We start from the raw sequence: 26,436 nt of genomic DNA, 5'->3' as shown, positions 1-26,436 counted from the left end.
ATGGCCGATCTCTCTATCGACTTCGCCGGGATCAAGAGCCCGAACCCGTTCTGGCTCGCCTCGGCGCCGCCGACCAACACCGGCGACCAGGTCCGGCGCGCCTTCGACGCCGGCTGGGGCGGCGCCGTCTGGAAAACGCTCGGAAACCCGATCGTCAACGTGTCGAGCCGCTTCGGAGGCATCGACTACGGCACGATGCGGCTCATGGGGCTCAACAACGTCGAGCTCATCACCGACCGCCCGCTCGAGGTGAACCTCCGGGAGATGCGCGAGGTCAAGCGGCGCTACCCGGGCCACGCGCTCATCGCGTCGCTGATGGTCGAGACGAAGGACGAGTGGCGCGAGATCATCCGCAAGGCCGAGGACACGGGCGCCGACGGGCTCGAGCTCAACTTCGGCTGCCCGCACGGGATGTGCGAGCGCGGCATGGGCTCGGCGGTCGGCAACGAGCCGGCGGTCCTCCAGGAGATCGCGCGCTGGGCCGTCGAGTTCGCGACGACGCCGGTCATCGTGAAGCTCACGCCGAACGTCGGCGACATCCTCGAGCCGGGCGAGGCGGTGCTCCGCTCCGGGGCCCACGGCGTCTCGCTGATCAACACGATCAAGTCGCTCATGGGCGTCGATCTGGAGCGCATGGTCCCGCTGCCGCGGGTCGGCGGCGCGTCGACCAACGGCGGCTACTGCGGGCCTGCGGTCAAGCCGATCGCGCTCCACATGCTGAGCCAGCTGGCGCGCCACCCCGAGATCGGCCGGCTGCCGATCTCGGGCATCGGCGGCATCTCGAACTCGCGCGACGCCGCGGAGTTCATCGCGCTCGGCGCGACCAGCGTGCAGGTGTGCACCGCGGTGATGCACCACGGCTACCGCATCGTCGAGGAGATGATCGAGGGGCTCGGCGACTGGCTCGACGAGCACGGGATGCGCTCGGTGAGCGAGCTCCGCGGCAGGGCGGTCGCGCAGGTGCAGGAGTGGGGCGAGCTCGACCTCTCGTACCGCGTGGTGGCCGACATCAGCGCCGAGAAGTGCATCGGCTGCCAGCTCTGTTACGTGGCGTGCATGGACGGGGCGCACCAGTGCATCCACCTGCCCGGCAGGACGGAGGCGGAGGCGCGGGCGGCGGGGCACACGCACATCCCGAAGGTCCTCCCGGACCGCGCCGTGACGGCGGATCCGAGCGGGGTCGCGGCGCCGTCGCGCGTGCCGTTCGTGGACGAGGAGGAGTGCATCGGCTGCAACCTGTGCGCGCTAGTGTGCCCGGTGTCCGGGTGCATCACGATGAAGGAGGTGCCCTCAGGCAGGCCGCCCGAGACGTGGAACGACCGTGTCCAGAAGGGGACAGACTTCGTGCCTGGCGGCCTGGAAGCGACCGCCCGCGCGCGCAGCTCTTGATCCCGGGCTCCTCACCCGCCGGCCTGGAGCCCGCGACGACCGCGACCGCGCACGCGCCGGCGGAGCTCGCAGGGAGGAGCATCGATGTCCTTGATTAACGACGATCTCGCGCCCACGCCGGAGGCGGCGCGCACCTGGAAGCTGGGGCATTTCGCGGCGCTCTGGATCGGGATGGCCGTGTGCATCCCGACGTACACGATGGCCTCCGGGCTCATCGATCAGGGGATGAGCTGGCAGCAGGCGCTCGCGTGCGTGGCGCTCGGCAACGTCATCGTGCTGCTCCCGATGATCCTGAACGCCCACGCGGGCACCCGGTACGGCATCCCGTTCCCTGTGTTCGCCCGCGCGTCGTTCGGGGTGACGGGCGCGAACGTGCCCGCGGTGCTGCGCGCGCTGGTCGCCTGCGGGTGGTTCGGCATCCAGACGTGGCTCGGCGGACAGGCGCTGTGGCAGCTCCTCGTCGCGCTCGTGCCCTCCGTGGAGGCGCCGCTCACCTCGGCGGCGTTCAAGGGGGCGCTCGGCATCCACCCCGGCGAGCTCCTCGGGTTCGCCGTCTTCTGGCTGATCAACCTGTATTTCATCCTGAAGGGCACGGAGTCGATCAAGTTCCTCGAGACCTGGGCGGCGCCGTTCCTCATCGTCATGGGGCTCGTGCTGCTCGGCTGGGCGTACGCGCGCGCGGGCGGGTTCGGCCCGATGCTGTCGCAGCCGTCGAAGATCCCCGAGGGGCAGCTCCTCAGCGTGTTCGCGCCGGGCCTCACCGCGATGGTCGGGTTCTGGGCCACGCTCTCGCTGAACATCCCGGACTTCACGCGGTTCGCGCGCAGCCAGCGCGACCAGGCGCTCGGGCAGGCGCTCGGCCTGCCGGCGACGATGGTGCTCTTCTCGTTCATCGGCGTGGCGGTCACGTCGGCGACGCCGGTGATCTTCGGGGAGCTCATCTGGGACCCGGTGAAGCTGCTCGCCCGGATCGGCGGCGCGTTCATCATGGTCCTCGCGATGGTGGGCCTGTCGGTCGCCACGCTGTCGACGAACCTGGCGGCCAACGTCGTCTCGCCTGCGAACGACTTCTCCAACCTGGCGCCCCACCGCATCTCGGCCAGGGCCGGCGGCGTGATCACGGCCGTCCTCGGGGCGGTGATCTTGCCGTGGAAGCTCATCGAGTCCTCGAAGGGGTACATCTTCACGTGGCTCGTCGGCTACTCCGCGCTCCTCGGGCCGATCGGCGGGATCATGATCGCCGACTACTTCCTCCTCCGGAGGACGCGGCTCGAGGTCGACGACCTGTACCGGCGCGGCGGGGCCTACGAGTACCAGGGCGGGGTGAACTGGCGGGCGATGGCGGCCCTCGCGATCGGCGTGCTCATCAACCTGCCCGGCTTCCTGGCCGAGGCGGTCCCGTCGATGAAGGACGGGGTGCCGGAGGTGCTGCGCTCGATCTACACGTACGCGTGGTTCGTGGGGTTCTTCGTCTCGGGAGGGCTCTACGTGCTGTTCTCGCTGACCGGCCGGGCCGCGCCCGCGGCCGCGACGGCGGCGCGCGGGCCGTCGCCGGCGCGCTGACGAGGGAGGGCGCCCCCGCGGGAGGCGCCGCGCGGGCGCGGGTCAGGGGGCGAGCTTCACGACGAACGTGTCGCCGCCGCTGTAGTAGCCGACGCCGATCGCGTTGCCCTCGCTGTCCACGGCCACATCGACGATCCCGCGAGGGCTCGTCCCGCCGAGCGGGCCGCTCGTCCACAGCACGTCACCCACCGGCGAGAGCTTCGCGATCCAGCCACCCGGGTTGACGCCCTCCGCGCTGACGCACCGGTGCGCCGGCGCGCGCCGCGCGGAGGGGCAGCGAGCGCGCGACGCAGTTCGCAAATCCCGCGCCCTCTCCGCGGAGCGAGCGCGCCGCGTCTCCGCGTCGTTTCAGCCGGAATACGCGGCGATCCTGCTGTCCGCTCCCGGGCCAGTGGCCGGCCATGGGCCGGCCGAGCGACGGCTCGCTGCAAGGCGAGAGCGGCGCGGCAGCGTCGCCCGGCTGGGCACGGCGAGGCCCTGTCGCGCGCCGCCTCACGCTCCGAGTTCACGCTCCGAACAATGTCCGCGATGGATTAGGCTCGGTCTTCATGATCGAGAAGCTCGTTTTCGGCCGCACCGGACACATGAGCACGCGCGCCATCTTCGGCGCCGCTGCCCTCGGTCGGGTCACGCAGGAGGAGGCGGACGCGACGATCGACCTGCTCCTCACGCACGGCGTCAACCACATCGACACAGCGGCGAGCTACGGCGACTCCGAGCTGCGCCTCGCGCCGGCGCTGCGCCGGAATCCCGGGCGGTTCTTTCTGGCCACGAAGACCGGCGAGCGCACGTATGACAAGGCGCGCGACCAGATCCATCGCTCGCTCGAGCGGATGGGCGTCGACAGCGTGGATCTGCTGCAGCTCCACTGCCTCGTCGAGCCCGCGGAGTGGGAGGTGGCGATGGGCCCCGGCGGCGCGCTCGAGGCCGCCATCGAGGCGCGCCAGCAGGGGCTCGCGCGCTTCATCGGCGTGACCGGTCACGGCCTCTCGGCCGCCCGGATGCACCTGCGCTCGCTGGAGCGCTTCGATTTCGACACGGTGCTGCTGCCGTACAGCTATATCCTGGCGCAGAACGGCGCGTATGCCGCGGAGCTCGCCGCGCTGCTCGGCGAGTGCGAGCGGCGCGGCGTCGCCGTGCAGACCATCAAGTCCGTCGTCCACCGGCCGTGGGGCGAGGATCCGCAGGCGCGTGCCACCTGGTACCGGCCGCTGGAGGAGCAGCGCGACATCGACAGGGCGGTGCACTGGGTGCTGAGCCGGCCCGGGATCTTCCTCAACACGGTGGGCGACATCCACGTCCTGCCCCGGGTGCTGGACGCCGCGGCGCGGTACGAGAAGCGGCCCCCGGAAGAGGAGATGCGGGCGCAGGTGGCGTCCCTGGGGATGGCGCCGCTCTTCGTCTGAGGCGCTCGCGTTTCGGGCGCGGCGGTCCGTTGGTTCGGGATGGCGTGCGGCGGCCCGCTCGGACGGCGTGCGGCGGCCCGCTCGGACGGCGCGCGGCCGCGGCGTGCGGCCGCGCTCGGCCGTGCACCACGCCAGCCTGGCTCGCTGAGCGGAGCGCACGCGCGTCGCCGCGGCTGATTTCGTGACACGCGCTGCGATGTGACCGGAATTGACAACAGTGAGGGTGAGGAGCCCTCGCTGGAGGACACATGGTTCAAGAACATGCAGCGACGAAGAACCTGCTGAAGGGCGGTCTCACGACGATCGCCATCGTGAAGAAGGGAGAGGCTGAGCATGTCTGAGCATGCCGAGCGGGCCGAGTTGCTCGACGACCACCGACCGGAGCTCGCGCGGCTGCTGCGGAGCCAGCCGACGCGCAGCGGCGCCGCCGCGGCGCTCTCTGGATACCTCCTTTCCCTGCGAGAGCCGACAGGCTATCTCATCGCGGTCGGCCTGCAGCAGCGTGACCCGAACCTCGAGCCCGAGCGCATGCTCCGCTCGGCCCTGGCCGCCGGCGTGCGCGCACCGGTCCTGACCGGCGTGATGGCGCGCTCGGCGCTGGCCGAGATCATCGCCCCGCTGGCGCCCGTCACGCGAGCGGTCGCCGCGGAGCTGAAGAAGCCGGCCTCTTCCGGCACGGTGCGCGTCATCGTGGCGGCAGCCGGCGGCGCGGAGCTCTTCACCGTGAAGCTCTCGGACCTGCCGTCCGGCTGAGCGATCGGCCCCGCCCAGGCGCGCTGGGCCGTCCCCGGCGCGCTTGCCCTCAGGGGGCGAACCTCACCACATAGGCGTCCTCGCTGCCCGCGCTGCTCGTCATGGGTCCGAGTCCGAAATCGACCGTGTCCTTGAAGCGACCGACAGCGATCAAGGCTCCCGTGGTGTCGGTGGCGAGGGCGTGGCCGAACGCGTGGACCCCCCAGATCCACTGGCTGCCTTCCGGGATGTACGGGGTGGCGCCTTTTCTGCTCCAGACCAGCTCCCCGGCGGTGTCGAGCTTGGCGATGTAGGCGTTCGGGATGAAGGTGGAGAACATGTCTCCAGCGCCGAAATCGATCGAGCTGGTGAAGTAGCCCGTGAAGAACGCGTTCCCGGCGGGATCCACGGCCACGCTGTCGAGGTCCATCGCGCCGTTGTCGTCCCCGAAGCTGCGCGCCCAGAGGGTGTTGCCCGCGCTGTCGAACCTGGCCCCGAACGCCGCCTGGTACCCGCCGACCCAGAAGCCGGGGTCCAGCTCGAAGCCGTGGAACCCGTTCCATCCGCCGATGACGATGTTGCCCCCGGCGTCGACCGCGATGCTCCTGCCGTGATGGTCGGAGACGCCGTCGAAGCGCCTGCCGAAGACGTGATGTCCGTCCGCGTCGAGCTTCAAGAGGAACACGTCCGTCCCGCCCCCCGGGATCGGCCCGCCGCCGAAGTCGACCGTGCCGCTCACGCCCCCTGTCAGCACGGCGTGGCCATCGCCGTCGACGGCCATGGCCACCCTGCGGTAGAAGTCCGCCTCGACGCGCTTCGTCCAGAGGGGATTGCCCGCGGGATCGAGCTTCGCGACGAGCAGGGCGTCGCCGGCGCCGGGCGCCACCACGCCGCCGAGGTCGGCCGCGCCGCGCACGGAGCCGGCCAGGAAGACGTTTCCGGCGCCGTCCACGGCCACGCCGTCGGGCGAGGCCTCGAAGACGCTGAAGTCGCCCGCGACGCGGCGGCTCCAGAGGTGCTGGCCGGCGCCGTCGAGCTTCGCCACGAAGAGCTCGACGCCGCCCGCGCTCGTGAGCGGCCCGCCGCCGAGGTCGATGCTGCCGGTGAACGTGCCCATCAGCACCACGTTCCCCGCGCCGTCCACGGCGAGGCTCGCGCCCCGCTGATCGCCGCCGCCGCCGAAGCGAGCGCTGAAGAGGTGTCCGCCGGCCGGGTCGAGCTTGGTCACGAAGACGTCGAGGCCGCCCGCGCTCGCGAGCGGGCCGCCGCCGGCGTCGAGGCTGCCCCGGAAGCCGCCGAGGAGGAAGGCGTTGCCGTCGCCGTCCGCGGCGACGTCGATGCCGGCCTCGACGTCCGCGCCGTGGAGCACCCGGGTGCCGGGCGGGTCCACCGCGGGCGTGAAGCAGACATGGAGCCTGGGCCGCGTCGCGACGTCGGCGTGCTCGCTGCTCCGGAAGGCCGTCTTGTCGCTCCCGTACTCCTCGATCAGGACGCCGTGGTTCGGGTAGCTCGGGTCGTCGCGGTACCAGCCGTGGACCATCCGTATCAGGTTCACGGTGCGACTGCCTCCACCGGCTGCAGCGGCGATATGCGCGGTCTCATAAGGCCAGTGGTTCTGGAAGCTCTGCCAGGTGACCGTGGATTCGCTCCACGCGCCATCGAACGCGCTCACGACGACGTCGCTGCTCGTGAGCTTGTTGCTCTGGTACAGCGTGAGGGCGGCCGACTCCAGGCGTGTGCCCGGCGGGATGGCCGGGAGATCGAACCGGAGGAGGCTCTTCCGCTGGCCCGCGCTGCCGGTGCCCGTCTGCAGCAGGGGACCGGCGCTGTCATTCCACTTCGGGCTGCTCTGCCATAGCGTGGCGTCCTCGACAACGCCGTTGGTTCCGCGCCGCACCGTCACGCACGTCGACGGATCGCACGCGTCGCCGTCACCGTCGCCGTCGGCGTCCGACTGCGCGGGGTTCGGTGATCCGGGGCAGTTGTCCGCCGCGCTCAGGACGCCATCGCCGTCTGGATCATCGGGTGAGGCGGACGCCGGAGAAGCGGCCTCCAGCACGTCGTCTCCGGTCGTCTGGGGGCCTTCCGCGGCCGCGCTGCACGCGGCGGCGGCCGACGCCAGGCAAGCCAGACCGCTGACTCGGATCCACATGAACGAAGAATGCATGGTCTCTATCTCCTCCCCCGCTTGGAGGGGCAGCGGGGATGACCGACGTGCGTCGCGCGCTCCGGCGTCCGCGCGTCCGCGCGCTCCGACGTCGGCGCGTCCCCGCCTGTGCACGCCGCATGCCCCGGGGCCGCGCCGCCCGGCCGGGCTCCTTCGCGCATCGCGCGCCGCGTGGTGGCTCACCGCCGGACCGCTGAATCTCGCAGCGCCGCGCGAGGCGAGCTCGCCGCGCGTCGCTGTCCGCCACCCCGGCTCGTAGCCGGCGACGCCCGAGCCACGCCGGCGGGCCGGCCAACGGCCGGCCAGGAAAGGCCGTGGAGCTGTCCGCGGACGAACGATCCCGGAGGGCGATGCGGGCGACGCGGGCGGTCTGGTTCACGCCGGCGATCGCCGGGAGCTGCTCAACGTCGGCGCGGTCGCGCGCGGGACCTCAGCACGGGAATTCGGCGGCGTGTGCCGAGGGCGACGCGAGTCGAGCGCTCATGCGTTGAGCGCTCATGCGTCGAGCGCTCATGCGTTGAGCGCTCATGCGTCGAGCGCTCACGCGTCGAGCGCTCAAGCGTTCGCGTAAATGCGCCGCTCGCTCGAGTCGAGCCCCAGGTACACGACGCGGCGGTCCAGGCTGGGGCCTCCGCGCTCCGCGTCCTCCGGCGCCGGCCGCCGGTCGGCGGCCTCGTCGCCCCGGCGCAGCGCCTCGTACTCCTCGACCGAGGCGTGCTGGCACGCGTCGAGCGCGGCGTCGATCTGGAGCTGGGCCACGAGCGCCCCGGCCTCCGGACCGACCCTGGCCGCGAAGAACTCGGCGCAGCAGCCCGATCCGTAGCTGAACAGCCCGACGCGCTTCCCCTCGAGGGCGCGGGCCTCGGTGTTGAGCAGGGAAGCGAGCGCGAGGTAGAGCGAGCCCGTGTAGATGTTGCCGATGCGCGCCGGCAGGTCGAGCGAGGGCTCCACCTCGACGGCGAAGCTCTCGTCCGCGGCCTGCTCGGTCAGGCCGTCCATCACCCGCCGGTGCCGGTGGGCCTTGCGGGCCATCTTGCCGTAGGGGACGTGGTAGCAGGTGCGCGCGAGCGGCTCGCCGTCGCCGCCCAGGCGGCGCCACTCGTCGTAAGCGCCGGCGAGGGCGTCCAGGTAGCACTGCACCGAGAAGTGGCCGTCGACGAGCGCCTCCTTGTGGTGGAGCGGCCGCCAGAAGTCGTAGACGTCGCGCGCGTAGGTGCCGGTCCGGCCGACCTCGATCTCGACGAGGCGCGGGCGCTCGCGCACGAGCAGCGCCACGGCGCCGGCGCCCTGGGTCGGCTCGCCCGCGGAGCCGAGCGCGTAGCGCGCCACGTCGGAGCAGACGACGAGGGCCGCGCGGCCCCGGGCCGAGCCCGAGGCGATCCAGTCCACCGCGTTGAGCAGGCCCGCCGTGCCCCCGAAGCAGGCGTGCTTGGCCTCGAAGACCCGGCACGCGCTGGGCAACCCGAGCAGGCCGTGAAGGAACGAGGCCGCCGGCTTCGAGTGGTCCACGGCGGTCTCGGTGCCCACGACGCAGAGCCCGATGTCCGCCGGGCTCGCGCCCGAGCGCTGGAAGAGGCGGCGGGCCGCGTTGGCCGCGAGGGTGATCGGATCCTCGTCGGGCGCCGCGATCGCCATCCGGCGGGTGCCCAGGCCGGTCAGGTACTTGGACGGCGCGACGCCCCGGGCCTCGGCGAGCTCGCTGAGCTCGACGAAGCGGCGGGGGACGCTGAGGGCGATCGCATCGATGCCGATGGGGGGAAAGTCAGGACGTACGCTCATCCCCTGCATCGTAGGGGCGCATTGTGCAGAGACCATCGAGCCCTCGCGGAAGCTCGGAGGAGCCCGCCGGCTCGCCGGCCGTCCAGCCCCCGGGGCGCGCGCCCGGCCTGCGCTGATTCGCGGCGCCCGGCCTGCGCTGATTCGCGGCGCCCGGCCTGCGCTGGGGCGCCGCGCCTGGCCCGCGCTGGTGCGCCGCACCTGGCCCGCGCTGGTGCGTCGCTCGGCGTGCGCTGAGCCGCCGCGCCCGCGCGCCCAGCCCGCACCCCGCCACGCACAACCACCCTTACAGGACACATGTCATGTAACCGTCACCAGGACAGTCACCAGGAAAAATCGCGTTCGGGTCAAATTCGTCACCACATCTCGTTTCAATTGTGCAATCTAGTATATGGCGCGTTCTTGCGCCCTAGCGCTCGAGGTTCATGTGAAGCTCTCCCGGTCTACCATGTTGGTTCCGCTTCTTGGGTTGGGTGTCCTGGTGATGACCGGCGCGGCGGGGTGCTCCTGCAGCTCCGGAGCCGAAGGCGACGCAAGCTCGGCGGCCGGAGACAGCAGCGTCGGTGGCGGCGACGAGGGCGGCGCGGGTACCGCCGGCGGCGGCGAGGGCGGTGAAGGGGGCGAGGGCGGCGAGGACGGGATCGGCTCCGGCTCCACCGGCAACATGGGAGGCGCGCCGCCGGTCACGCCCGACACGGCGTGTGTCGCCACGGTCGCCGAGGCCACGCTCACGAAGCGGCCGGTCGACATCATCTTCGTGATCGACAACTCGTCCAGCATGGCGAACGAGATCATCAGCGTACAGAACAACATCAACGAGAGCTTCGCCTCGATCATCGGCGAGAGCGGCATCGACTACCGTGTCATCATGATCTCCGCGCACGGCACCGCGCAGGTCGACGACTCGATCTGCATCGGCGCCCCGCTGAGCTCGGCGAGCTGCGCCCCGGCCGTCCCGGAGCAGCCGGGGAACAACCCGCCTGTCTTCTACCATTACAGCCACGAGATCAGGAGCAACGACGCGCTCTGCGTCCTCCTCGGCAGCTACAACGCCGTCCAGCCCGACCAGTACGGCCTCGCGCCGAACGGGTGGTCGGAGTGGGTGCGCGAGGACTCGCTCAAGGTGATCACCGTGATCACCGACGACCACGTGGGCTGCCAGTCGACGCACCTCGAGCGCAACATCTATATCGACGACACCAGGCAAGAGCTGGACGATGTCGTCGCGGATTTCGAAGGTCTGCTGTTCGACCTGGACCCGGTGGTCTTCGGCGACGCGACGGCGCCCAACTACGTGTTTCACAGCATCGTCGGGCTCCAGGAGAACACGCCGGCCACGGACGCTTACGGGCCCGACGGCGACGTGGTCGAGGGGACGTGCGGCACCGCCGTCGCGCCCGGCACGGGCTACCAGGCGCTCAGCAAGCGGACCGGCGGCCTCAGGTTCCCGCTCTGCGAGACGAGCTCCTACGACGTGGTGTTCCAGGCGATCGCCGAGGGCGTCATCACCGGCGCGGTGGTCGCGTGCGACTTCGCGGTGCCGGACTCGCCGCCGGGGGAGGTCATCGATCTGTCGACCGTGGTCGTCCAGTACACGCCCGGCGACGGCAGCGAGCCGCAATCGTTCGACCAGGTGGCGAGCGCGCAGGCGTGCGCCGCGGGCTCCTTCTACATCGCGAACGACACGATCACGCTCTGTCCCGACGCGTGCCAGGCGGTCCAGGCCGACGCCGGGGCGGCGGTCGACGTCCTCTACGGCTGCGATCCCGAAGCGGCGAAGTGAGCTCCCCGGCCGGCCGGGCGCGCTTCCGCCGCCCGGCCGGCGATCTCGCCGGGCGCGTCGACGGCCTCGCCGGCGACCCCGCCGGCGGCCCTGAGGGCACGCAAGCACGCCAGCGCAGCCGCTGGAGCGGCCGCCCTGGCGCCGCGGCTGCCACCCTGGCTCGGCGCTCCAGGGACGACGTCGGCCGCTCCTGAAGCGCGGAGCCAGGCACAGCCGCTCAGAGGCAGCAGCGGAAGCCGATGTTCGGATCGGTGTTGTCGAGCCGCGGCGCGGACTCGACCGCATCGCACCTGACGTCCGTGAACTCCGTCGCCGCTTCCCCCGCGTCCCGCTCGGACGCCCGTGAGCCGCCACGGACCAGGCAGCGGCCTTCCGCGTCGCAGGAGTTCTCCCACTCGGCGGCGTTGCCGCTCATCTGGTAGAGGCCCGTCACGCCGCCTTCGCAGGCCGGGACCGGCGGGGGCGGGTTGGGAGGCACCGGCTTTCTGGCGAACTCGCCGTCCGGGTCGTCGACATTGCACTTCGCCTCGTAGGTGTGGCCGTACGGGTACTCGTTCGTGCCCTGGCCGGAGCACGCGTTGAACCACTCGCTCCGCGAGGCGTTGGCCGCGTCGGCGGGCGAGCTCTCTCCGCCGCCGATCCTGCCGCAGAGGTGCTTGTCCACATAGGTGCAGTACGCGTACGCATCGCACCAGTCGACGTAATTGACGGGCACTCTCCCCTCGGTGTAGGGCCACCCGTTCGAGGGCCGGTAGATGTTCCCTGCGCAAGCGGCCGGCAGGCCGGCGAGCACCGGGTTCGCCTGCATGAACAGGTCATACTCCTGCTTCGTCACCTCGTATTGATCGATGCAGTAGCTGCCGCCGCCCGCCACGGGCGAGATCACCATCCACGCGGGGCACGCGCAGGTGTGGCTCGTGGGGTTGCAGATCGACGTCGCGCAGTCGGTGCTGGTCGTGCACCGCTGTCCCGCGGGGCACCGGGTGCTGCAATCCGCTCCGCCGCAGTCGATGTCGGTCTCGTGTCCGTTCTTCACGCCGTCACGGCAGCTCGACCCGAGGCAGACCTGCTCGGCGCAGACGAGCTCGCGGCAGTCGGTCGACCTGGCGCACCCGTCCCCGGGCTCGCAGCCGGCGCAGAGCGCACCGCAATCGATGTCGGTCTCGTCGCCGTTCTTCACGCGGTCGCTGCAGCTCGGCTCCAGGCACCTGCCACCCACGCAGCTCCGCGACTCGCAGTCCGAGCCGACCGCGCACGCCTGGCCCACGTGGCAGGGAGCGCAGCGGCCACCGCAATCGAGGTCGCTCTCGTTGCTGTCCTTCATGCCGTTGGAACAGCTCGCTCCGCCGCTCCCGCCGCTCCCGCCGCTCCCGCCGTCGCCGCCCTGTCCGCCGGTGCCGCCGCCCTGTCCGCCGTCGCCGCCCTGCCCGCCGGTGCCGCCGCCCTGCCCGCCGCTTCCGCCGGTGCCGCCCTGCCCGCCGCTTCCGCCGCCCTGCCCGCCGGTGCCGCCGCCGTCGCCTCCGCCCGTCGTGGCGCTGCTCGTGGTCAGGCTTCCCGCCGTGGGAGGCGGGCGCTTCTCTTCGCTGCTGCACGAGGCAGCCACGGCGAGGGCTACGAGGGGAACCAGAACAACGGACGACCGCATCATGACGCTTCCTCCCTGTGCTCAATCACAAGGTCAGATGGAGGCGCTCAGCTTACTTGCGACATCGCCTGTACAGCGCGACAAAACGGATTCACCCGCCGAGGAGCCGAAAGCGTCATGGAATGTGCTCTCCCCTTGGCGCCTGGCGGCCTGTCCCTGCAACGGCCCGGCGCTTCAGAGCTCGCCCTCGTCGAGCCAGCCGTGGGCGAGCGAGAGGATCCGCGCGTTGTCGGGCACGTCGCGCAGGAAGCGCTCGCGCCAGGCCGGGTCGCTGATCCTCCCGGCCCGGACGAGCAGCCCGTTGCGGGCCAGGGCGATGGCGCCCCTCGCCTCGGCCAGCTGGCCTGACGCCCACAGCGCCTCGGCGTGGACCAGGCGCACGAGGAAGCCCTCCTCCTCGTCGCGGTCCGACTCGAGCAGCGACAGCGCCTCCGTCGTCGCCGCGAGCGCCTCGCCGGCGCGCCCGAGCTCGAGCAGGGCGCGCGCGCGGGCCGCCATGGCCGCGGGCAGCCGCTCCGGCACCGCCCTCGCGAGCGCCTCGGCCGCCCGCGACTCCTCCTCGGCGAGCGCCGGCTCGCCCGCGAGCAACAGGACCCGCGCGAGCTGGAGCCGGCTCTCGCACTCCCGGCGCCGGTCGCCGCGGCGCTGCAGCGCCTCGATCGAGCTCCGCAGGGCCGCCCTGGCCTCGTCGACCTCGCCCGAGTGCGCGAGCGCGAGGCCGAGGTTCTGGAGGGCGTTCGGGACCCTGTCGTCGAGCGCCATCCTCTCCGCCTCCTCCAGCCCGGCGCGGAGCACCTCGGCCGCGGCGTCGAAGTACCCGAACTGGACGTAGCAGAGCCCCATGTTGAGCCGCGCCCTGCACGCCTCGCGGCGATCGCCGACGTCCTCGAACGCGGCGAGCGCCGCGCTCATGCTCGCGATGCAGGCGCTCGGATCGCCGTTGTGCTGCCGGAGCAGCCCGTGCAGGTAGAGCAGCTTCGCCTCGGTCATGAGGTCGGCGGCCGACGCGTCCTCCGTCGCCTGCTCGACCGCGTCGATCAGCGCGTCGACGCACGCGTAGCGGCCGCCGAGCAGCAGCACGATCGCCCCCTCGAGCAGGCAGGCGTTCCGCGCGATGAGCGCGCCCGCGAGCGGCTCGGTGCCGAGGACCGCCATCATCCAGCGCTCGACGCGCTCGTAATGGCCCTGCTTGTGCCCCGCCCCGGCGAGCTGGGTGAACGCCGAGAACCACGCCACCGAGCCCGGCGCGAGGTGCCGCGTCGCCTCGACCCCGCGCTGCTCCGCGAGCGCGGGCTCCCCGCGCCAGAGCAGCGCCTCGGCCTCGACCAGGCGGAGCGCGCCCACGGTGTCCGGGTCCGGGGCGCAGGCGATGCCGCGCTCGGCGCAGGCGATCGCCGCGGCGAGGTCGTTGCCGTGCAGGGCCTTGTCGGCCGCGCGCAGGTACCACTCCGCGGCCTTCGCCGTCTCCTCGCCGCGCTCGAAGTGCTCGGCGAGGACCATCGGGTCGCCCTCGCCGGCCGCCTCGAGGAAGCTGCCCGCGAGCGCGTGGCCGATGCGGAGGTCGCGCGCGGTCAGCATGCCGTACGCGGCCTCGCGCACGAGCGCGTGGCGGAAGCAGTACTCGGCGTGGTCGCGCCGCCGCCCCTCGCCGCGCCGCACGATCACCTCGCGCCGGAGGAGCTCCGAGAGCAGCGGCGCGATGTCGATGCTCCCGAGCAGCGCCGCGACCGCGCTCGCCCGGAACGTCTCGCCGAAGATGCTCGCCGCCCGCAGGAGCCGCCGCGCCTCCGCGTCGAGCGTCTCCAGCCGCGCCTGCACCATCGCCACCACCGTCTCCGGCTGGCCCTCGCTCTTGCCCTCCGCGACGGCGCGGATCTGCTCCTCGAGGAAGAACGCGTTGCCGTCCGCGCGCTCCACGAGCCGCGCCACGAGGTCGTGCCGCGCGTGCGCGCCCAGCGCCTCGCGCACGAGCCGCTCGCTCGCGCGGCGCGGCAGCGGCGTCAGGTGGAGCTCGTGCACGAGGCGGCCGTCCCAGAGCTTCGGGAAGACCCGGTGCACGTCGGGCCGCCCGAGCGCCAGGACGAGCAGCGGCGTGTCCCGGAGCAGGCGCAGCGCGCCCTCCACCATCGTGACGGTGGGGAGGTCCCCCCACTGCAGGTCCTCGAGCACGAGCAGCACGGGCCCCGCGCCGCACGCCGCGCCGAGGAAGTCCTCCCAGGCGAGGCGGAGCTGGTCGCCCATCAGCACCGCGTCGCGCCGCGCGAGCCGGAGCTGCACGTCGTTCTCGTCGGGGAACGGCGCGCCCACGAGCTCGCCGAGGAAGGCGGCGACGCGGGGGACGTCGAGCCCTTGGTGCTGCTCGACGCGGCTCCGGACCTTGCGCTGCCGCGCCTCCAGCGGCTCGCCCTCGACGATGCCGAGGGCGTGGCGGAGCGCGCTCGCGAGCAGGCCGAAGGCGGCGCCCGCGCCCATGGGGTCGCCTTGCCCGATCCAGACCTCGATCCTGTCGCCGCGCTCGCGGAGCTTGCGGATGAGCTCCTGGCGCAGGCGCGACTTGCCCATGCCTGCCTCGGCGGTCACGAGCACCGCGCCGGCGGCGCCCTCGTCGATGCAGCGCTCGACCTCCGCCTCGAGCATCGCGAGCTCGCGCTCGCGGCCGACGTACGTGGTCGGCCTGCCGAGCAGCTGCGCGGTGCGCTCGTCGCGCGCCCCGTGCAGGACGCGCCCGGCGGCGTCCTCGGTGACGTCGAACCGGGCGCCGATGAGGCCCGCGGTCACCTCGTCGATGCGGACGCCGGCGAGGGGGAAGCGGTCGTCGTCGGCCGCGAGCATCTGGAAGGCGCGGTCGATCAGCTCGCCGACGGGCACGCGCGCCGCCAGCTCCGCGCGGCCGGTGGCGAGGGCGACGGGCGCGCCGCCGAGCAGCTCCTTGAGGGCGAGCGCGCACCGGGCGGCCCGCGCCGCGAGGTCGGTCGGCGTGCCGGCGCCCGACAGCACGATGATCGGCGAGCGGCCCTCGAGGAGCTCGAGCTCGCCGCGGTACTGCTCGGCCACGTCGTGGAGCTGCCAGAGCTGCGCCCGGCGCGGCTCCTCCGCGGCGTCGCCCTCGGCGGGGCGCTCGTGGGTGACCACGAGGCACATCACGCGGCGCTCGCCGGTCGTGAGCTCCACCGCCCGCGGCGGGAAGGTGCGGGGCCCGCCCAGGTTGCTCTCGGGCGCGCCGATCTGCGCGAGCTCGTCCGCGACGGCGCCGCCGTCGGCGGGCCGGTCCGACGGCGATTTCGCGAGCATGCGGGCGACGAGGCGGTCGAGCGCGGCGGGGGTGCCGGGCCTGAGCTCGCGCACGCGGGGCGGGTCTTCGAGGAGGACCTTCATCAGGACGGCGAGCCCGCCGTTCCCCTGGAAGGCGGCGCGGCCGGTCAGGCACCGGTAGAGGATGCACCCGAGCGCGAACACGTCCGCGCGGGCGTCGACGCTGAGCTCACCGCGCGCCTGCTCGGGGGCCATGTACCCGGGCGTGCCGAGGACGAGGCCCGCGGCCGTGAGCGGCTCGTCGGTGACGGCGCGGGCGAGCCCGAAGTCGATGAGGCTGACCCGCTCGAGCGAGCCTTCCTCGATCAGCAGGTTGCTCGGCTTCAGGTCGCGGTGGACGAGCCCCAGCGCGTGGATGGCGCCGAGCGTCCTCGCGACGCGCAGGCCGAGCTCCACGGTCTCCTCGAGGGTGAGCCCCTTGTGCGTGAGCCGCTCGGAGAGCGTCTCGCCCTCGAGCCACTCCATGGCGATGTACGGCTGTTCCCACGCGGTCGTGCCGTGCGCGACGTACCGTACGACGCCCGGCACGCGGGCGGCCGCGAGCGCCTGCGCCTCGCGCGCGAAGCGGCCGAGGTGCTGCGCGCCCTCGTTGGTGAGCAGCTTGATGGCCACGGCCTCGCCGGTCTCTCGATCGTGGGCCCTGTAGACGGCCCCCATGCCGCCCGAGGCGGCCAGGTGCTCGATGCAGAACCGGCCGTCTATGATGTCTCCTGCCTGCATCGCTCGCCGAGGACCCGAGGACGGTCCTCACCGGCTACCAGCGTGCCAGCGAGCCGAGCTCTGAGTCCAGTGCTCATTCGGCGCGCGCGGCGCGCAAGACGGCGTACGCCTTGTGGAAAACCGGGCGGGGCGGCGCCGCGAGAGCGCGCGCGGCGGGCGCCGGAAAACTTCGCGAAACAAACTGTCGCGCGGCGGGCGCGGCGGGCGAGGCAGCGCGAGAGGAGCCAGCGCGACGGGTGGGTGCCGCGACAGAGCAGCCAGCGCGGCAGAGGAGCCGGCGCGACCGGCGGCGCACAGGCGCGTTCGACGCGCTCCGGGTGGGGTTGCCAACGGGCGACTCGAACGCGAAGAAGGCCTGGTAACGGGAGGGGCGACCATGGCGACCATGACTCAGTTTCGTGAGCAGACGACCGGAGACGGCCGGCCGGGGCCCGAGGCTCAACCGATCTTGCGGCAGCGCGGGGAGGAGATTCAGCCCTACGGGGCGCTGGCCCGCTATCCGCTCGGCCTGGGCGACGACGTGCGCGCGGCGAGCGTCAAGGCGCTCAACCAGATCTTGAGCGACACGATGGTGCTGCGCGACATGTACAAGAAGCACCACTGGCAGGTGTCGGGGGCGACCTTCTACTCGCTGCACCTCTTGCTCGACAAGCACTATGAAGAGCAGGCCAAGCTCGTCGACGACCTGGCCGAGCGGGTGCAGACGCTCGGCGGGATCGCGATCGCGATGCCGCACGACGTCGCGGAGATGTCGAAGATCGAGCGGCCGCCGCGGGGGCGCGAGGAGGTGCCGGTGCAGATCTCGCGGCTGCTCGAGGCGCACGAGCAGATCCTGATCGAGGCGCGCGAGGCGGCCGGCAAGGCGGCCGAGGGCGGCGACGACGGGACGAACGACCTGCTCATCAGTCAGATCGTGCGCGTCAACGAGATGCAGGTGTGGTTCATGTCCGAGCACCTCGTCGACACACCGCTCGTCCGGGCGCGGTAAGCGGGAGACGGGAGGGACGTTATCGCCCTGACAGGCGGGGTGGGCGAGGAGAGCGAAATCCAGAAGAGCAGTAGCGCTCTCCTCATCGAGGTCCATCGACGTGTGACGCGGAGGTCCAGGACAGAGGTTGTTCCTGCGCGGGTCGCTCGTGTACAAGCGGGCCATGACGTATCCGCCCCCCGCCGCGTCGGCGCCGCTCGAGCTCGGCTTTGCTGCGCTGGCGCTGCTCGTCGCGGCCCTGTTCGTGTGGGGGTTCGCGCGCGGGAGCGCCGCCGTGGGGGCGGCGCGGTCCGCGCGCGCGGCCGCGATGGCGGCGGCGGGGGTCGTCCTGTGGATGGGCGCGACATGGGCGCTCGCGGCGAGCGGGGTGCTCGCGCACTTCGATCTGCGGCCGCCGCCGATGGCGCTGGTGTTCGCGAGCGTGCTCTGCGGAGGGCTCGGTCTCGGGCTCTCTCCGGTCGGGCGGCGCTTCGCGCTCGGCCTGCCGCTCGCGGCGCTCGTGGGCGCGCAGGCGTTCCGCTTCCCGCTCGAGCTGCTCATGCACCGGGCGGCCCTCGAGGGGGTCATGCCCGCGGAGATGTCCTATTCCGGGCACAACCTCGACATCCTGACCGGCGCGAGCGCGCTCGTGCTCGCGCCGCTCCTCGCCTTGAGCCGGGTCCCGCGCTGGGTCGTCGCGGGGTGGAACGCGCTCGGCAGCGCCCTGCTCTTCGTGGTCGCGGCGGTGGCGCTGCTGTCATCCCCGATGATCCGCGCGTTCGGCGATGAACCGGGCCACGTGAACACCTGGGTTTGCTACCCGCCGTTCGTCTGGTTGCCCGCGGTGATGGTGATGGCGGCTCTCTTCGGCCACGTGGTCGTCGCGCGGCGGCTGCGTGCGGAGCGCCGGAACGACGTGGCGCCGGGGGGAGGCTGAGCGGCAGCGCTCGGCGTCGTGCAGCGGGCGGTGGGGGACCGTGGCCGGCGTGCAGCGGGCGGTGGGGGGACCGCCGGCGTCGTGCAGCGGGCGGTGGGGGGACCGTGGCCGGCGTGCAGCGGGCGGTGGGGGGACCGTGGCCGGCGTGCAGCGGGCGGTGGGGGGACCGTGGCCGGCGTGCAGCGGGCGGTGGGGGACCGTGGCCGGCGTGCAGCGGAACGTTCCAGTACGCCTTCTCATCGTGATCACGTGTGCAAGCCCACGGAAGGAAGATGCGCCGTGCTGGTGAGCTTCGTCGGCGGGCAGGTGCCGCCGCCGTTCGCGCTACTCCTCCTCCCGCACCCCACCGCGCAGCTCGTTCGCCGCCGGACGCGCGAGCTTGCGCCGCGATCGGCCCGTGCGCGATGCTCTCGCCATGCAATTCATCGAGGTGCTCACGAGGGACGGCATCGCCGAGGTCACGCTGAACCGACCCAAGGTCAACGCCATGAACCAGGCGGTGCTCCGCGAGATGACCGACGTCTTCCGGCGGCTCGCGGAGGACGACGCCGTGCGCGGCGTCCTCGTCCGCGGCACCGGCAAGTGCCTTTCGGCGGGGCTCGATCTGCGCGAGGTCGCGTCGCTCGATCGCGCGGGGCTCGCGGGCTTCCTCGACGATTTCGACGCCGCCTTCGGCGCCGCGTTCCGCTTCGCGAAGCCCTTCGCCGCCGCCGTGCACGGCCACGCGATCGCGGGCGGCCTCGTGCTCGCGCTGTGCGCCGACTTCATCGCCCTCGGCGCCGGCGACCACAAGCTCGGGCTCACCGAGCTCGCCGTGGGTATCCCCTTTCCGGGCGTCGCCTTCGAGATCGTGCGCGCCGCCTGTCCCAGCCGAGCGTTCCGGAGGCTCGTCTTCGGGGCGGACCTCCATTCCCCCGCGGAGGTCTTCGAGATGGGCGTCGGCGACGCGCTCTCCGCCGATCCGCTCGAGGACGCGCGCCGCTTGCTCGCGAAGGCGTGCGACCGCCCGGCCGCGGCGTTTCGCTTCGTCAAGGCGAGCCACCGAAAGGAGGCGTGGGAGCGGATCGCCGCGCCGCCGCCGCCCGCCGAGCGGGAGGCCCTGATCGACGCGCTCCTCTCCGCCAGGCAAGCCCTGGCCGCGCCGCTCGGCGGGTGAACCTCCCCGCCACGGTGGACGGCGGCGGCGCCTTGTTCCGCCCGCTAGAGGTCCGGCCAGGGATAGCCGGACTTCTCCACCTTTCGCCGCGATGATGCCTGTCGACGCCATGGCCGAACTGCGGACGCCACGGGGAGCGGTGAAAAAAGGAGCGGCGAAGGGGCTCCTGCATGTTGGCACGGAGGCCGCCGAGGCCCGCTCCGTCCGGTGGTCGCCTGAGATCCTTGTCTTCTGCAGCCCCCGTTGAGATCATTCCGGCGCTCGAGCACCAGGTTCCTGTGGGATGGCGCGGCGGTCATACAGGAAATCAAGCGCTCGGCCGACGATCTGGGCAACCCCGTCGTCGACGATCGGAGGTACTGGGTAGCGGGAGATGGCCCCGTCGTGCTCGCTCATCGCGATGTGCGCTGGGACGCCCGCGGCGCGGCCGCCGGCGAGTGGGTGCACTACGTGAACGATCCGAACGGAGCGCCGACGCACCTCGTGGACGCTGGCGGCGCCGTCGTGGGCGAGCTCTCGCGATCCGGGCTGGGCAGGACGGTGCCCGCTCCTGGTTCCAAGGTACGCACAAGCCGTTCGCTTCGCGGGTCAGTACGAGGACGAGGAGACGGGCCTCCACTATAATCACTTTCGCTATTACGATCCAGACACGGGCCGGTACCTGTCGCACGACCCCATCTCGCTGCGCGGCGGACACAACTTGTACCGTTATGTGCGAGATCCTAACACGATGACGGACCCGCACGGCCTTGTTCCCTGCCAGTGTGTCATGGTAACCAACAACGGGCCTCCGGAGCGGCTCGTGGGGCAGGACGCCAACGGAAGTAACTTGTACGCGTGGCGGCGCAACTCTGGTGGTAGCCCACAGAACGTTCACCCGGACATCTCGGATCACATTCCCAACGCGAACCAGCTGCCTCAGGGCTCCACGGCGAGCCCTGATCAGCGAGGAAAATGCGCGGAGCCGGCGGCGCTCACCGATTATCGCAACTGGCTCGCGAAGCAGCCGAACCCCGGCGACGCCACCATGTTGAACCGGATCCAACAGGGGGTCGTCGCCGTCGTACCCATGAACAAGGGCGGCCCGACCTCGGGCAGCTACAAGGCACCGTGCGACTTCTGCGGCCCGACCCTGAACAACATGGGATTGTCGAACCGGGTCATGACGCCGCAGGCCGTCGCGCAGGCCATGCCCAATATCGCCCAGGTGTTCACAATCCAGAACGTGCCCGTGTTCCGCTGACAGACGGCCTATGCGACCTCCCCTGCCCCTGCACCTGTTTTCCCCTCGCGCTCAGCAGCTCCTCCTCTCCGCGGAGCGCGACGACAGCGAACGCGATCGCGAGAGCGTCGCCCGCCGACTGGCCGATTGCCATCGACCGCTGTTCGCTGCGGCCATCGACTTCGAGCACCTCTACGGCGGGCTGTCGTGGGGCGAGGACACCCTCGGGATCTACTATGACGAGCCGATGCGCGACGAGAATGACCCGCTCGACCTCGACGGCACGATGGTGCCGATCGGCAGCGAGGGGGTCTGCGGCCTGTTCATGAACGAGGCGGGGGAGGTGATCACCCAGCCCAACGTCAAGAGCGCCTCGATCGAGAAATACATCGAGCAGCGCGCGTTGCTCTCGGCCGCGGAAGCGCATCGCGCATACCGGGTCAAGGTCCGCCCCGCGACGGGCGACGCCCTCGCGGCGTCGCTCGGTCTCACCGTCGTCTCCGAAGCGACCGACGCGTATCAGGCCTACTTCGCTTCGGGCGGCGTGCTCCTGCGCCACTACGGGCAGCCGGAGGTGTACGAGGCGCGCGCGGACCTCGTGCTCGCCCCCTCGCTCGAGCACGTCGCGGCGATCCTGGCGTCGGCTGCCCACGTTGTCGGATCGCCCCGCGTGAGCGTCCACCGCGTGGGGGCGACGGTGGTTCGTCTGTCCGCCGATGAGGAGTCGAGCATCCCTCCTACGGGCTCGTGGAGCGCCGCCCCCGATGCCATCCGTTTTCATTACGGCGATGAAGACGACCACCACAATGGTACCGTCTGGCTCATCGGCGCGCGCGGCTCGCGGCGGATCGAGCAGTACCAGACCACCGCCGAAGGACGGCTGCTCAGCTGGACCACCTACGAGGACGGGAATGCGACCCTGCGGATCCCGTCAGGAGCGCCGTGACCCCACCTCGGCTCGCGGCGGCCGAGCGGAAACAGTCACGGTTCCGCGCCCCCCAAGCCCGTCCCGTCGCGAGCCCCCCCGTCCCCCGCTACCCCCGCAGCGTCTGCCATGGATCGTCTTGGTGGATGTGGCCTGGGCAACTTCGCCCCGCTGGATGAAACAATCCCCGCGCTGGAATCATGGATACTGCCGCCGGTGTGGGGATCTGAGGGGCCGCCTTCAAGATCGTGCGCGCCGCCTGTCCCAGCCGAGCGTTCCGGAGGCTCGTCTTCGGGGCGGACCTCCATTCCCCCGCGGAGGTCCTCGAGATGGGCGTCGGCGACGCGCTCTCCGCCGATCCGCTCGAGGAAGCGCGCCGCTTGCTCGCTCGGCGTGCGATCGCCCCGTCGCGGCGTTCCGCTTCGTCAAGGCGAGCCACCGAAAGAAGGCGTGGGAGCGGAGCGCCGCGCCGCCGCCGCCCGCCGAGCGGGCGGCCCTGATCGACGCGCTCCTCTTCGCCAAGCAAGCCCTGGCCGCGCCGCTCGGCGGGTGATCGTCCCCCGCCGCGGTGGATGGCGGCGGCGCCGAGCTCACCGACGCGCGCCTCGATCTGGCGCCTGCGGCACCTCCGGGCGCCATGGACTCCGAGAGGCGGGGCTCCCCTCCTCATCGTCTGTCAGTCAAGGCCACTGCCGAGCAGCGGCTCAAACGCGTGATATGCGCCGTAATCCTTGAAGTGTCGTGAGTAGAGCTCCGCGCCGTCGTCGAGAGTCTCCGACAGAACACGGCTCACATCTACAACGTGCTTCAGCTTCCAGTGGATCTCCTGGCCTGCGGCATTGTTGAAGCACGTCTCATGCGCGCGGCTGTGTTGCTCGGCGCGCACACGTGCCTGCTCGTCATTGTCGGCGCGGAGGAGGACGAAACACTCTTCGAACAGGGGTGTGTAGGATGGGTCCAACGACCATGACTCGTAGAGTAGGATCGCAACGTAGAGAGGTGGTTTCAAGCTGGAATGCATAGATGTAACTTGCTTGGCTCTATGGCTCGGCCAGATGACGCTGAGGGGGCAGGTAGATCGGCGGGATCACGTATCCCGCTCGACGGATCTACTTATGATCGCATAGCCAGACAAATGCATGGAGGCCACTGCCGGGAATATTTGGAATTCCTGGTCTGCGGGCGCCCATGCGGCCCGACAGAGCCAGCGGCCCAGCTCGATAAAGTCGGTGCTCCCGAGACGTGCTCCCGCGCTGCCGCGGGCCGGAGGCCTCACCCCGTGCTCCCCGGGCAACGCGGCGCAGGCCGGCCTCCCTGCCACAGGCTGGTCCTCACAGCCGAGCGAGCCGACCGTCTTCGAGCAGCACCCAGGGAGCTGATGCTGAGTACGCCTCGGTCCCAGCGATGGGCAGGCTTGGCGCATCCGTGAGTCGATTATTGGCCCTCCTTCATTCGCGGCTCGAGGGGCGGATCGAGCGCATCGCCATGGAGCTCGCGCAACAGGATCGCGGCGTGACGAGCTCCGCTCTCGATCGCATCTAGAGGATCCTCCCCGGGTACGTTGTAGCTGCGCCCGTCAACCTCCACAGGGATAACCCACGGCCACTTTCCCTCCGGTGTGTTTCGGGTTGGCTCGTGGATGCGAACCAGGATGTCACGCGACTCGCCGCCCTCTCCGGTCACCTTGAAAACTAGATCCAGCATCACTTACACCTTTTGTCACACTCTTTGAGGCATCGCCCAAGTTCCTCGGTGCATTGGCTCCGACAGTTCCTGTCTCCTTTGGAGCAATTGTCCCAGCATCGTTCCCATGCTTGGTCGCACTTTTCCTTGCACGCCTCTAGGCAGTCGGGGGTGCACCCTGCCATCGCCTCATAGGATCCGCTTCCCACCGGCGCGTTTTGCGGCCTTGCCGGCACATGTCCGAAGGCCCCATCCCCTCCTGTCGGGGTGATGATGCTACCGCCGGCGCCTTCGTCCCCCTCACCGCGGAGATAGCACTCTCCAACATCGTAATTGCACGCCACGAGGCCGAGGCTTATAACAACAAACAGCTTGCTCATCTCGGGTTTACCTCAATTCTCCAAACGGGTCCAGTGGTCACCATCACGACCAGACTTCCAGGAAGAACGCGACTACTGCCACCAGCCCAGTCCACATGGACGCTGGTGGACACGCCCAAGGGCCCGGCGAAGTACCAATCGGACTGGGCGCGGCCGCCTGGTGCGACCCCCACCACGCGGTCACAGATTACGGCACCACACACCGGCATTGAGTAGATCGCAAGGGACGGCCCGAGGCTGACGGTCGTTGTCTTCGTGGCGTACCCAAGAGTGACGGCCGCTCGGTCGTAGATCCCGACACCAGCGCCAGGAACGATGCTGAGCATGTTGTGGGCTTCGAGCCTGAAGTCTCCCTCGCTGCGCCAGAGCCACCCGGCGAAGGGGCTCACGGCGAGCCTGGGCTCGATCCCGACCTGGATCCCGCCCACGCTGACGCCGCCGCTGAACTCGAGTGCGTGTGCCGGCGCCGGAACACTACTGACGAGCGCACAGGCACAGCCGCATAGCACGAGCACGCGCGTCTTTGCCTTCAGACCGTGCCTCATGCCCTCCCCCGATCCCGGATGCTTCTCCTACCGGAAGGCGGCGTCAACAGGTGACCTGGACCACATTACGTCCGAACGGTCCTTGCATACGAGGGCCGGTGCGCGACAGGCAACGTGGATCGTCAAGGCGTGCGTCAGCGAGTTCGGCACCGTCCCGTTCACCCGCTGGCTCGCTACGTCCGAAGCGGATCTCGACGGCTCTCCGCCCCGTTACGGGCATCGGCTGGGCTCGTTCGCCATCGTGTGACCTGCGTGTGCCCCGACTCCGGGGCACGGGGCGCCACGAGAGGGCACTCGGGTATACGAGAGGAACTGAGCCCTCGATGGCCTCCGACACCGCTCCGACGCCTCCGACGCGGCATCTGCCGTATCTCTCGCGCATCCGCCCCGTAGATTCAGCTCCGGGGTCGATTCCCGGCGCCTCAACCGAGAAGACACGGCGAGAGCCGTATTTCCTGCTGTTTGTATGCCCTGCGTGTGACCTGATAAATTTCAGCAAGGGTGAATTGCTGAGCAGCCGGATGTAGGCAAGGCTACCGCGAGCGGGCGTGGCAGGGACTTACCGAAACGTGGGATGCGGCTTCGAGGCACGGGGATCGATCAGCTCACCGATGCGAAGCATAAGCGCCCTCAGCCCTCTGGGTGTTGCTCGAAGACGGCCGGCTCGCTCGTTTGTGAGGAGCAGCGCGACAGCGCTCCCGATCCGCGCGGCTGATCGAGGGCGCCGGCCGGAGGTCCAGGCGACGGAGAGGGAGCGCGTCTTCGCGAGCATCGATTGGCCGAGCTGGACCGCCTGGCCGAGCGGGGCAGCGCTCGGCCAGGCCGCCTTCACGATGGCGCACAACGCTTCGTCCGCTGTGCTACCTGCACGGCGCGCAACTGCCGCCGCAATCCACGCCGTTCTCGCCCTGGTTCATCACGCCGTCGGTGCACGAGGCCTCCCGGCACATGCCCGCCCAGCAGACGCCGCTCTCGCAGCTCGCGCCCGTCCTGCAGCCTCGCCCCGCAGGGCAGGGTGGACAGGGCGGTCCCCCGCAGTCGATCCCCGTCTCGTCCCCGTTCCGTACGCCATCGTCGCACGTCGCCGGCGCGCAGCGATCCCCGTCGCAGACGCTGCTCTTGCAATCGGCGCTCGACCGGCAGGCCTCGCCGATGATGCAGGGCCGGCACGGACCGCCGCAATCCCTCGCGGCCTCCCCGAGCGCGGCATCGACAGCATCGTTTGTGCAGTGCGCTGGTACGCACAGCACGTCGTCGCACGCCATGCCGCTGGGGCAGTTGTTCATCGTCGGATCGGCCGCGTAGCACGCGACACAAGTCCCTCCATGACATATGCCTTCGCGGGTGTCCGGGCACACCACGCCGGCGAGCACGAGCATATTGATCGGCCCGCTGGCACCGCAGCTATCGTACGTACACTGTTCCCCGTCGTCATAGACGTCCGACGGGTCGTCGATCTCGACGAGCTCGCCCGCGGTCGTACACTCCACCCGCCGGCAATCTCCCTTTCGCTGCGAGGCGATCGGTCCGGGGTGGATCTCCACATCGCACGCTCCCTCGACGCAGCGCCCGGCGCCGCACGCCGAACTCGGCGGTCCTGGGCACTCGGCGTCGCTCCGGCAGCCCGCGTCGACGCCGCCATCGGGTGCGCACCCCTCGGTGCCCGGCGCGCACTCCGGGCAGGGCCTGCACGCGAGGGGGCAATCCGGATTGCTCGACTCGCTGGGAAGGCAACAGATGTGGGTATCCGGATCGACACACACGCACCGGCTGCCCGTGCAGACCGCGCCGGGGACGTCCTGGTACCCGGTGTGGCAATCGGCGTCGGTATCGCAATAACCGCCGAGCCACGGCGCATCTCCCGAGCAGGAGGCGACGAGCCCCGCAGCGATCGCGATGGCCGGCGTGGCGAGCACCACGCCACGAAGAAATAGTCTCATAGGAGCAGCACCTCCGGACATCCACCGTCGCTCGCCAGCGAAAGAGCCAGCGGAGGCGCGCGGACTGCCCATGTGCAGCCCCTCCTATACAGGACTGGAGTTGAGGACGCGCGTAAGAAATCGACAGAAAGGGCCGGAATAAGCTGGAAAATCGCGGTGCTTCACTGGAAAGTGGTGAACACGCACCT

Annotated in this window: 19 protein-coding genes and 1 pseudogene; 11 read left to right on the top strand and 9 right to left on the bottom strand. The window is 71.0% G+C overall.

Annotation, left to right across the window (positions count from 1 at the left end):
- Window positions 1–1,389: an NAD-dependent dihydropyrimidine dehydrogenase subunit PreA gene (gene preA, locus WME89_RS39285; RefSeq protein ID WP_438004716.1), complete on the top strand. Its 1,389-nt coding sequence runs from the start codon at window positions 1–3 to the stop codon at window positions 1,387–1,389.
- Between the two features lie 84 nt (window positions 1,390–1,473).
- Window positions 1,474–2,952: an NCS1 family nucleobase:cation symporter-1 gene (locus WME89_RS39280; RefSeq protein WP_438004715.1), complete on the top strand. Its 1,479-nt coding sequence runs from the start codon at window positions 1,474–1,476 to the stop codon at window positions 2,950–2,952.
- Between the two features lie 42 nt (window positions 2,953–2,994).
- Here the strand turns inward: WME89_RS39280 and WME89_RS39275 are convergent, their stop codons facing one another.
- Complete coding sequence (locus WME89_RS39275; RefSeq protein ID WP_438004714.1) at window positions 2,995–3,252, bottom strand: hypothetical protein; 258 nt, start codon at window positions 3,250–3,252, stop codon at window positions 2,995–2,997.
- A 248-nt stretch (window positions 3,253–3,500) separates the two neighbouring features.
- On the opposite strand from WME89_RS39275, the gene WME89_RS39270 reads away from it, so the two are divergent.
- Both WME89_RS39270 and WME89_RS39265 read left to right on the top strand, forming a co-directional pair.
- Window positions 3,501–4,358 (top strand): aldo/keto reductase, encoded by an 858-nt coding sequence (locus WME89_RS39270; protein WP_438004713.1) that lies wholly within the window; start codon window positions 3,501–3,503, stop codon window positions 4,356–4,358.
- A 333-nt stretch (window positions 4,359–4,691) separates the two neighbouring features.
- Window positions 4,692–5,111, top strand: a complete 420-nt coding sequence (locus WME89_RS39265) for a hypothetical protein (RefSeq protein WP_438004712.1) — start codon at window positions 4,692–4,694, stop codon at window positions 5,109–5,111.
- Between the two features lie 49 nt (window positions 5,112–5,160).
- Here the strand turns inward: WME89_RS39265 and WME89_RS39260 are convergent, their stop codons facing one another.
- Together WME89_RS39260 and WME89_RS39255 are read right to left on the bottom strand one after the other, a co-directional pair.
- Window positions 5,161–7,257 (bottom strand): DNRLRE domain-containing protein, encoded by a 2,097-nt coding sequence (locus tag WME89_RS39260; protein ID WP_438004711.1) that lies wholly within the window; start codon window positions 7,255–7,257, stop codon window positions 5,161–5,163.
- Window positions 7,258–7,812: 555 nt separating this feature from the next.
- Window positions 7,813–9,036 (bottom strand): hydroxymethylglutaryl-CoA synthase family protein, encoded by a 1,224-nt coding sequence (locus WME89_RS39255; protein ID WP_438004710.1) that lies wholly within the window; start codon window positions 9,034–9,036, stop codon window positions 7,813–7,815.
- Between the two features lie 445 nt (window positions 9,037–9,481).
- Here WME89_RS39255 and WME89_RS39250 point away from each other — a divergent pair, with 445 nt between their 5' ends.
- Window positions 9,482–10,816, top strand: coding sequence for a hypothetical protein (locus WME89_RS39250; protein WP_438004709.1), 1,335 nt, complete (start codon window positions 9,482–9,484; stop codon window positions 10,814–10,816).
- A gap of 217 nt (window positions 10,817–11,033) precedes the next feature.
- Here the strand turns inward: WME89_RS39250 and WME89_RS39245 are convergent, their stop codons facing one another.
- On the bottom strand, window positions 11,034–12,464 hold the full coding sequence (locus WME89_RS39245) for a formylglycine-generating enzyme family protein (RefSeq protein WP_438004708.1): 1,431 nt from the start codon (window positions 12,462–12,464) through the stop codon (window positions 11,034–11,036).
- Window positions 12,465–12,635: 171 nt separating this feature from the next.
- A complete protein-coding gene (locus tag WME89_RS39240; RefSeq protein ID WP_438004707.1) occupies window positions 12,636–16,493 on the bottom strand; it encodes a serine/threonine-protein kinase in 3,858 nt (1,285 codons plus the stop codon).
- Between the two features lie 376 nt (window positions 16,494–16,869).
- Between WME89_RS39240 and WME89_RS39235 the strand changes: the two genes are divergently transcribed.
- The 6 genes and pseudogenes from WME89_RS39235 to WME89_RS39210 all read left to right on the top strand — a co-directional run bounded on the left by WME89_RS39235 (window position 16,870) and on the right by WME89_RS39210 (window position 21,721).
- Entirely contained in the window at window positions 16,870–17,481 is a 612-nt protein-coding gene (locus WME89_RS39235; RefSeq protein ID WP_438004706.1) for a Dps family protein, read from the top strand.
- 163 nt (window positions 17,482–17,644) lie between these two features.
- On the top strand, window positions 17,645–18,397 hold the full coding sequence (locus WME89_RS39230; protein ID WP_438004705.1) for a hypothetical protein: 753 nt from the start codon (window positions 17,645–17,647) through the stop codon (window positions 18,395–18,397).
- 415 nt (window positions 18,398–18,812) lie between these two features.
- Complete coding sequence (locus WME89_RS39225) at window positions 18,813–19,553, top strand: enoyl-CoA hydratase/isomerase family protein (RefSeq protein ID WP_438004704.1); 741 nt, start codon at window positions 18,813–18,815, stop codon at window positions 19,551–19,553.
- 457 nt (window positions 19,554–20,010) lie between these two features.
- A pseudogene (locus WME89_RS39220) lies at window positions 20,011–20,244 on the top strand (RHS repeat-associated core domain-containing protein); the annotation flags it as partial.
- A gap of 78 nt (window positions 20,245–20,322) precedes the next feature.
- Window positions 20,323–20,796, top strand: a complete 474-nt coding sequence (locus WME89_RS39215; RefSeq protein WP_438004703.1) for a YwqJ-related putative deaminase — start codon at window positions 20,323–20,325, stop codon at window positions 20,794–20,796.
- 10 nt (window positions 20,797–20,806) lie between these two features.
- Window positions 20,807–21,721 carry a hypothetical protein gene (locus tag WME89_RS39210; RefSeq protein ID WP_438004702.1) on the top strand — a complete coding sequence of 305 codons (915 nt, stop codon included), beginning with the start codon at window positions 20,807–20,809 and terminating at the stop codon, window positions 21,719–21,721.
- 655 nt (window positions 21,722–22,376) lie between these two features.
- On the opposite strand, the gene WME89_RS39205 is transcribed toward WME89_RS39210, so the two are convergent.
- From WME89_RS39205 to WME89_RS39190, 4 genes are all read right to left on the bottom strand, one after another.
- Window positions 22,377–22,721 (bottom strand): DUF4288 domain-containing protein, encoded by a 345-nt coding sequence (locus tag WME89_RS39205; RefSeq protein WP_438004701.1) that lies wholly within the window; start codon window positions 22,719–22,721, stop codon window positions 22,377–22,379.
- Window positions 22,722–23,134: 413 nt separating this feature from the next.
- Complete coding sequence (locus tag WME89_RS39200; protein ID WP_438004700.1) at window positions 23,135–23,404, bottom strand: hypothetical protein; 270 nt, start codon at window positions 23,402–23,404, stop codon at window positions 23,135–23,137.
- 355 nt (window positions 23,405–23,759) lie between these two features.
- Window positions 23,760–24,308, bottom strand: coding sequence for a hypothetical protein (locus tag WME89_RS39195; protein ID WP_438004699.1), 549 nt, complete (start codon window positions 24,306–24,308; stop codon window positions 23,760–23,762).
- Between the two features lie 860 nt (window positions 24,309–25,168).
- A complete protein-coding gene (locus tag WME89_RS39190) occupies window positions 25,169–26,248 on the bottom strand; it encodes a hypothetical protein (RefSeq protein WP_438004698.1) in 1,080 nt (359 codons plus the stop codon).
- Window positions 26,249–26,436 lie beyond the last annotated feature (188 nt).

It is taken from the genome of Sorangium sp. So ce321 (genome assembly GCF_051530195.1).
Lineage (GTDB): Bacteria > Myxococcota_A > Polyangia > Polyangiales > Polyangiaceae > Sorangium.
The sequence above is the reverse complement of the archived record's forward strand: the minus strand, read 5'-3'. Positions and strand labels throughout refer to the sequence as shown.

Bases quoted from the DNA above. Each gene is read 5' to 3' on its own strand.
- WME89_RS39230 (WP_438004705.1), top strand. From the start codon at position 17,645: ATGACGTATCCGCCCCCCGCCGCGTCGGCGCCGCTCGAGCTCGGCTTT.
- WME89_RS39225 (WP_438004704.1), top strand. From the start codon at position 18,813: ATGCAATTCATCGAGGTGCTCACGAGGGACGGCATCGCCGAGGTCACG.
- WME89_RS39235 (WP_438004706.1), top strand. From the start codon at position 16,870: ATGGCGACCATGACTCAGTTTCGTGAGCAGACGACCGGAGACGGCCGG.
- WME89_RS39205 (WP_438004701.1), bottom strand. From the start codon at position 22,721: ATGCATTCCAGCTTGAAACCACCTCTCTACGTTGCGATCCTACTCTAC.
- WME89_RS39200 (WP_438004700.1), bottom strand. From the start codon at position 23,404: ATGCTGGATCTAGTTTTCAAGGTGACCGGAGAGGGCGGCGAGTCGCGT.
- WME89_RS39280 (WP_438004715.1), top strand. From the start codon at position 1,474: ATGTCCTTGATTAACGACGATCTCGCGCCCACGCCGGAGGCGGCGCGC.
- WME89_RS39240 (WP_438004707.1), bottom strand. From the start codon at position 16,493: ATGCAGGCAGGAGACATCATAGACGGCCGGTTCTGCATCGAGCACCTG.
- WME89_RS39260 (WP_438004711.1), bottom strand. From the start codon at position 7,257: ATGCATTCTTCGTTCATGTGGATCCGAGTCAGCGGTCTGGCTTGCCTG.
- WME89_RS39255 (WP_438004710.1), bottom strand. From the start codon at position 9,036: ATGAGCGTACGTCCTGACTTTCCCCCCATCGGCATCGATGCGATCGCC.
- WME89_RS39265 (WP_438004712.1), top strand. From the start codon at position 4,692: ATGTCTGAGCATGCCGAGCGGGCCGAGTTGCTCGACGACCACCGACCG.
- preA (WP_438004716.1), top strand. From the start codon at position 1: ATGGCCGATCTCTCTATCGACTTCGCCGGGATCAAGAGCCCGAACCCG.
- WME89_RS39215 (WP_438004703.1), top strand. From the start codon at position 20,323: ATGGTAACCAACAACGGGCCTCCGGAGCGGCTCGTGGGGCAGGACGCC.
- WME89_RS39270 (WP_438004713.1), top strand. From the start codon at position 3,501: ATGATCGAGAAGCTCGTTTTCGGCCGCACCGGACACATGAGCACGCGC.
- WME89_RS39245 (WP_438004708.1), bottom strand. From the start codon at position 12,464: ATGATGCGGTCGTCCGTTGTTCTGGTTCCCCTCGTAGCCCTCGCCGTG.
- WME89_RS39250 (WP_438004709.1), top strand. From the start codon at position 9,482: ATGTTGGTTCCGCTTCTTGGGTTGGGTGTCCTGGTGATGACCGGCGCG.
- WME89_RS39210 (WP_438004702.1), top strand. From the start codon at position 20,807: ATGCGACCTCCCCTGCCCCTGCACCTGTTTTCCCCTCGCGCTCAGCAG.
- WME89_RS39190 (WP_438004698.1), bottom strand. From the start codon at position 26,248: ATGAGACTATTTCTTCGTGGCGTGGTGCTCGCCACGCCGGCCATCGCG.
- WME89_RS39195 (WP_438004699.1), bottom strand. From the start codon at position 24,308: ATGAGGCACGGTCTGAAGGCAAAGACGCGCGTGCTCGTGCTATGCGGC.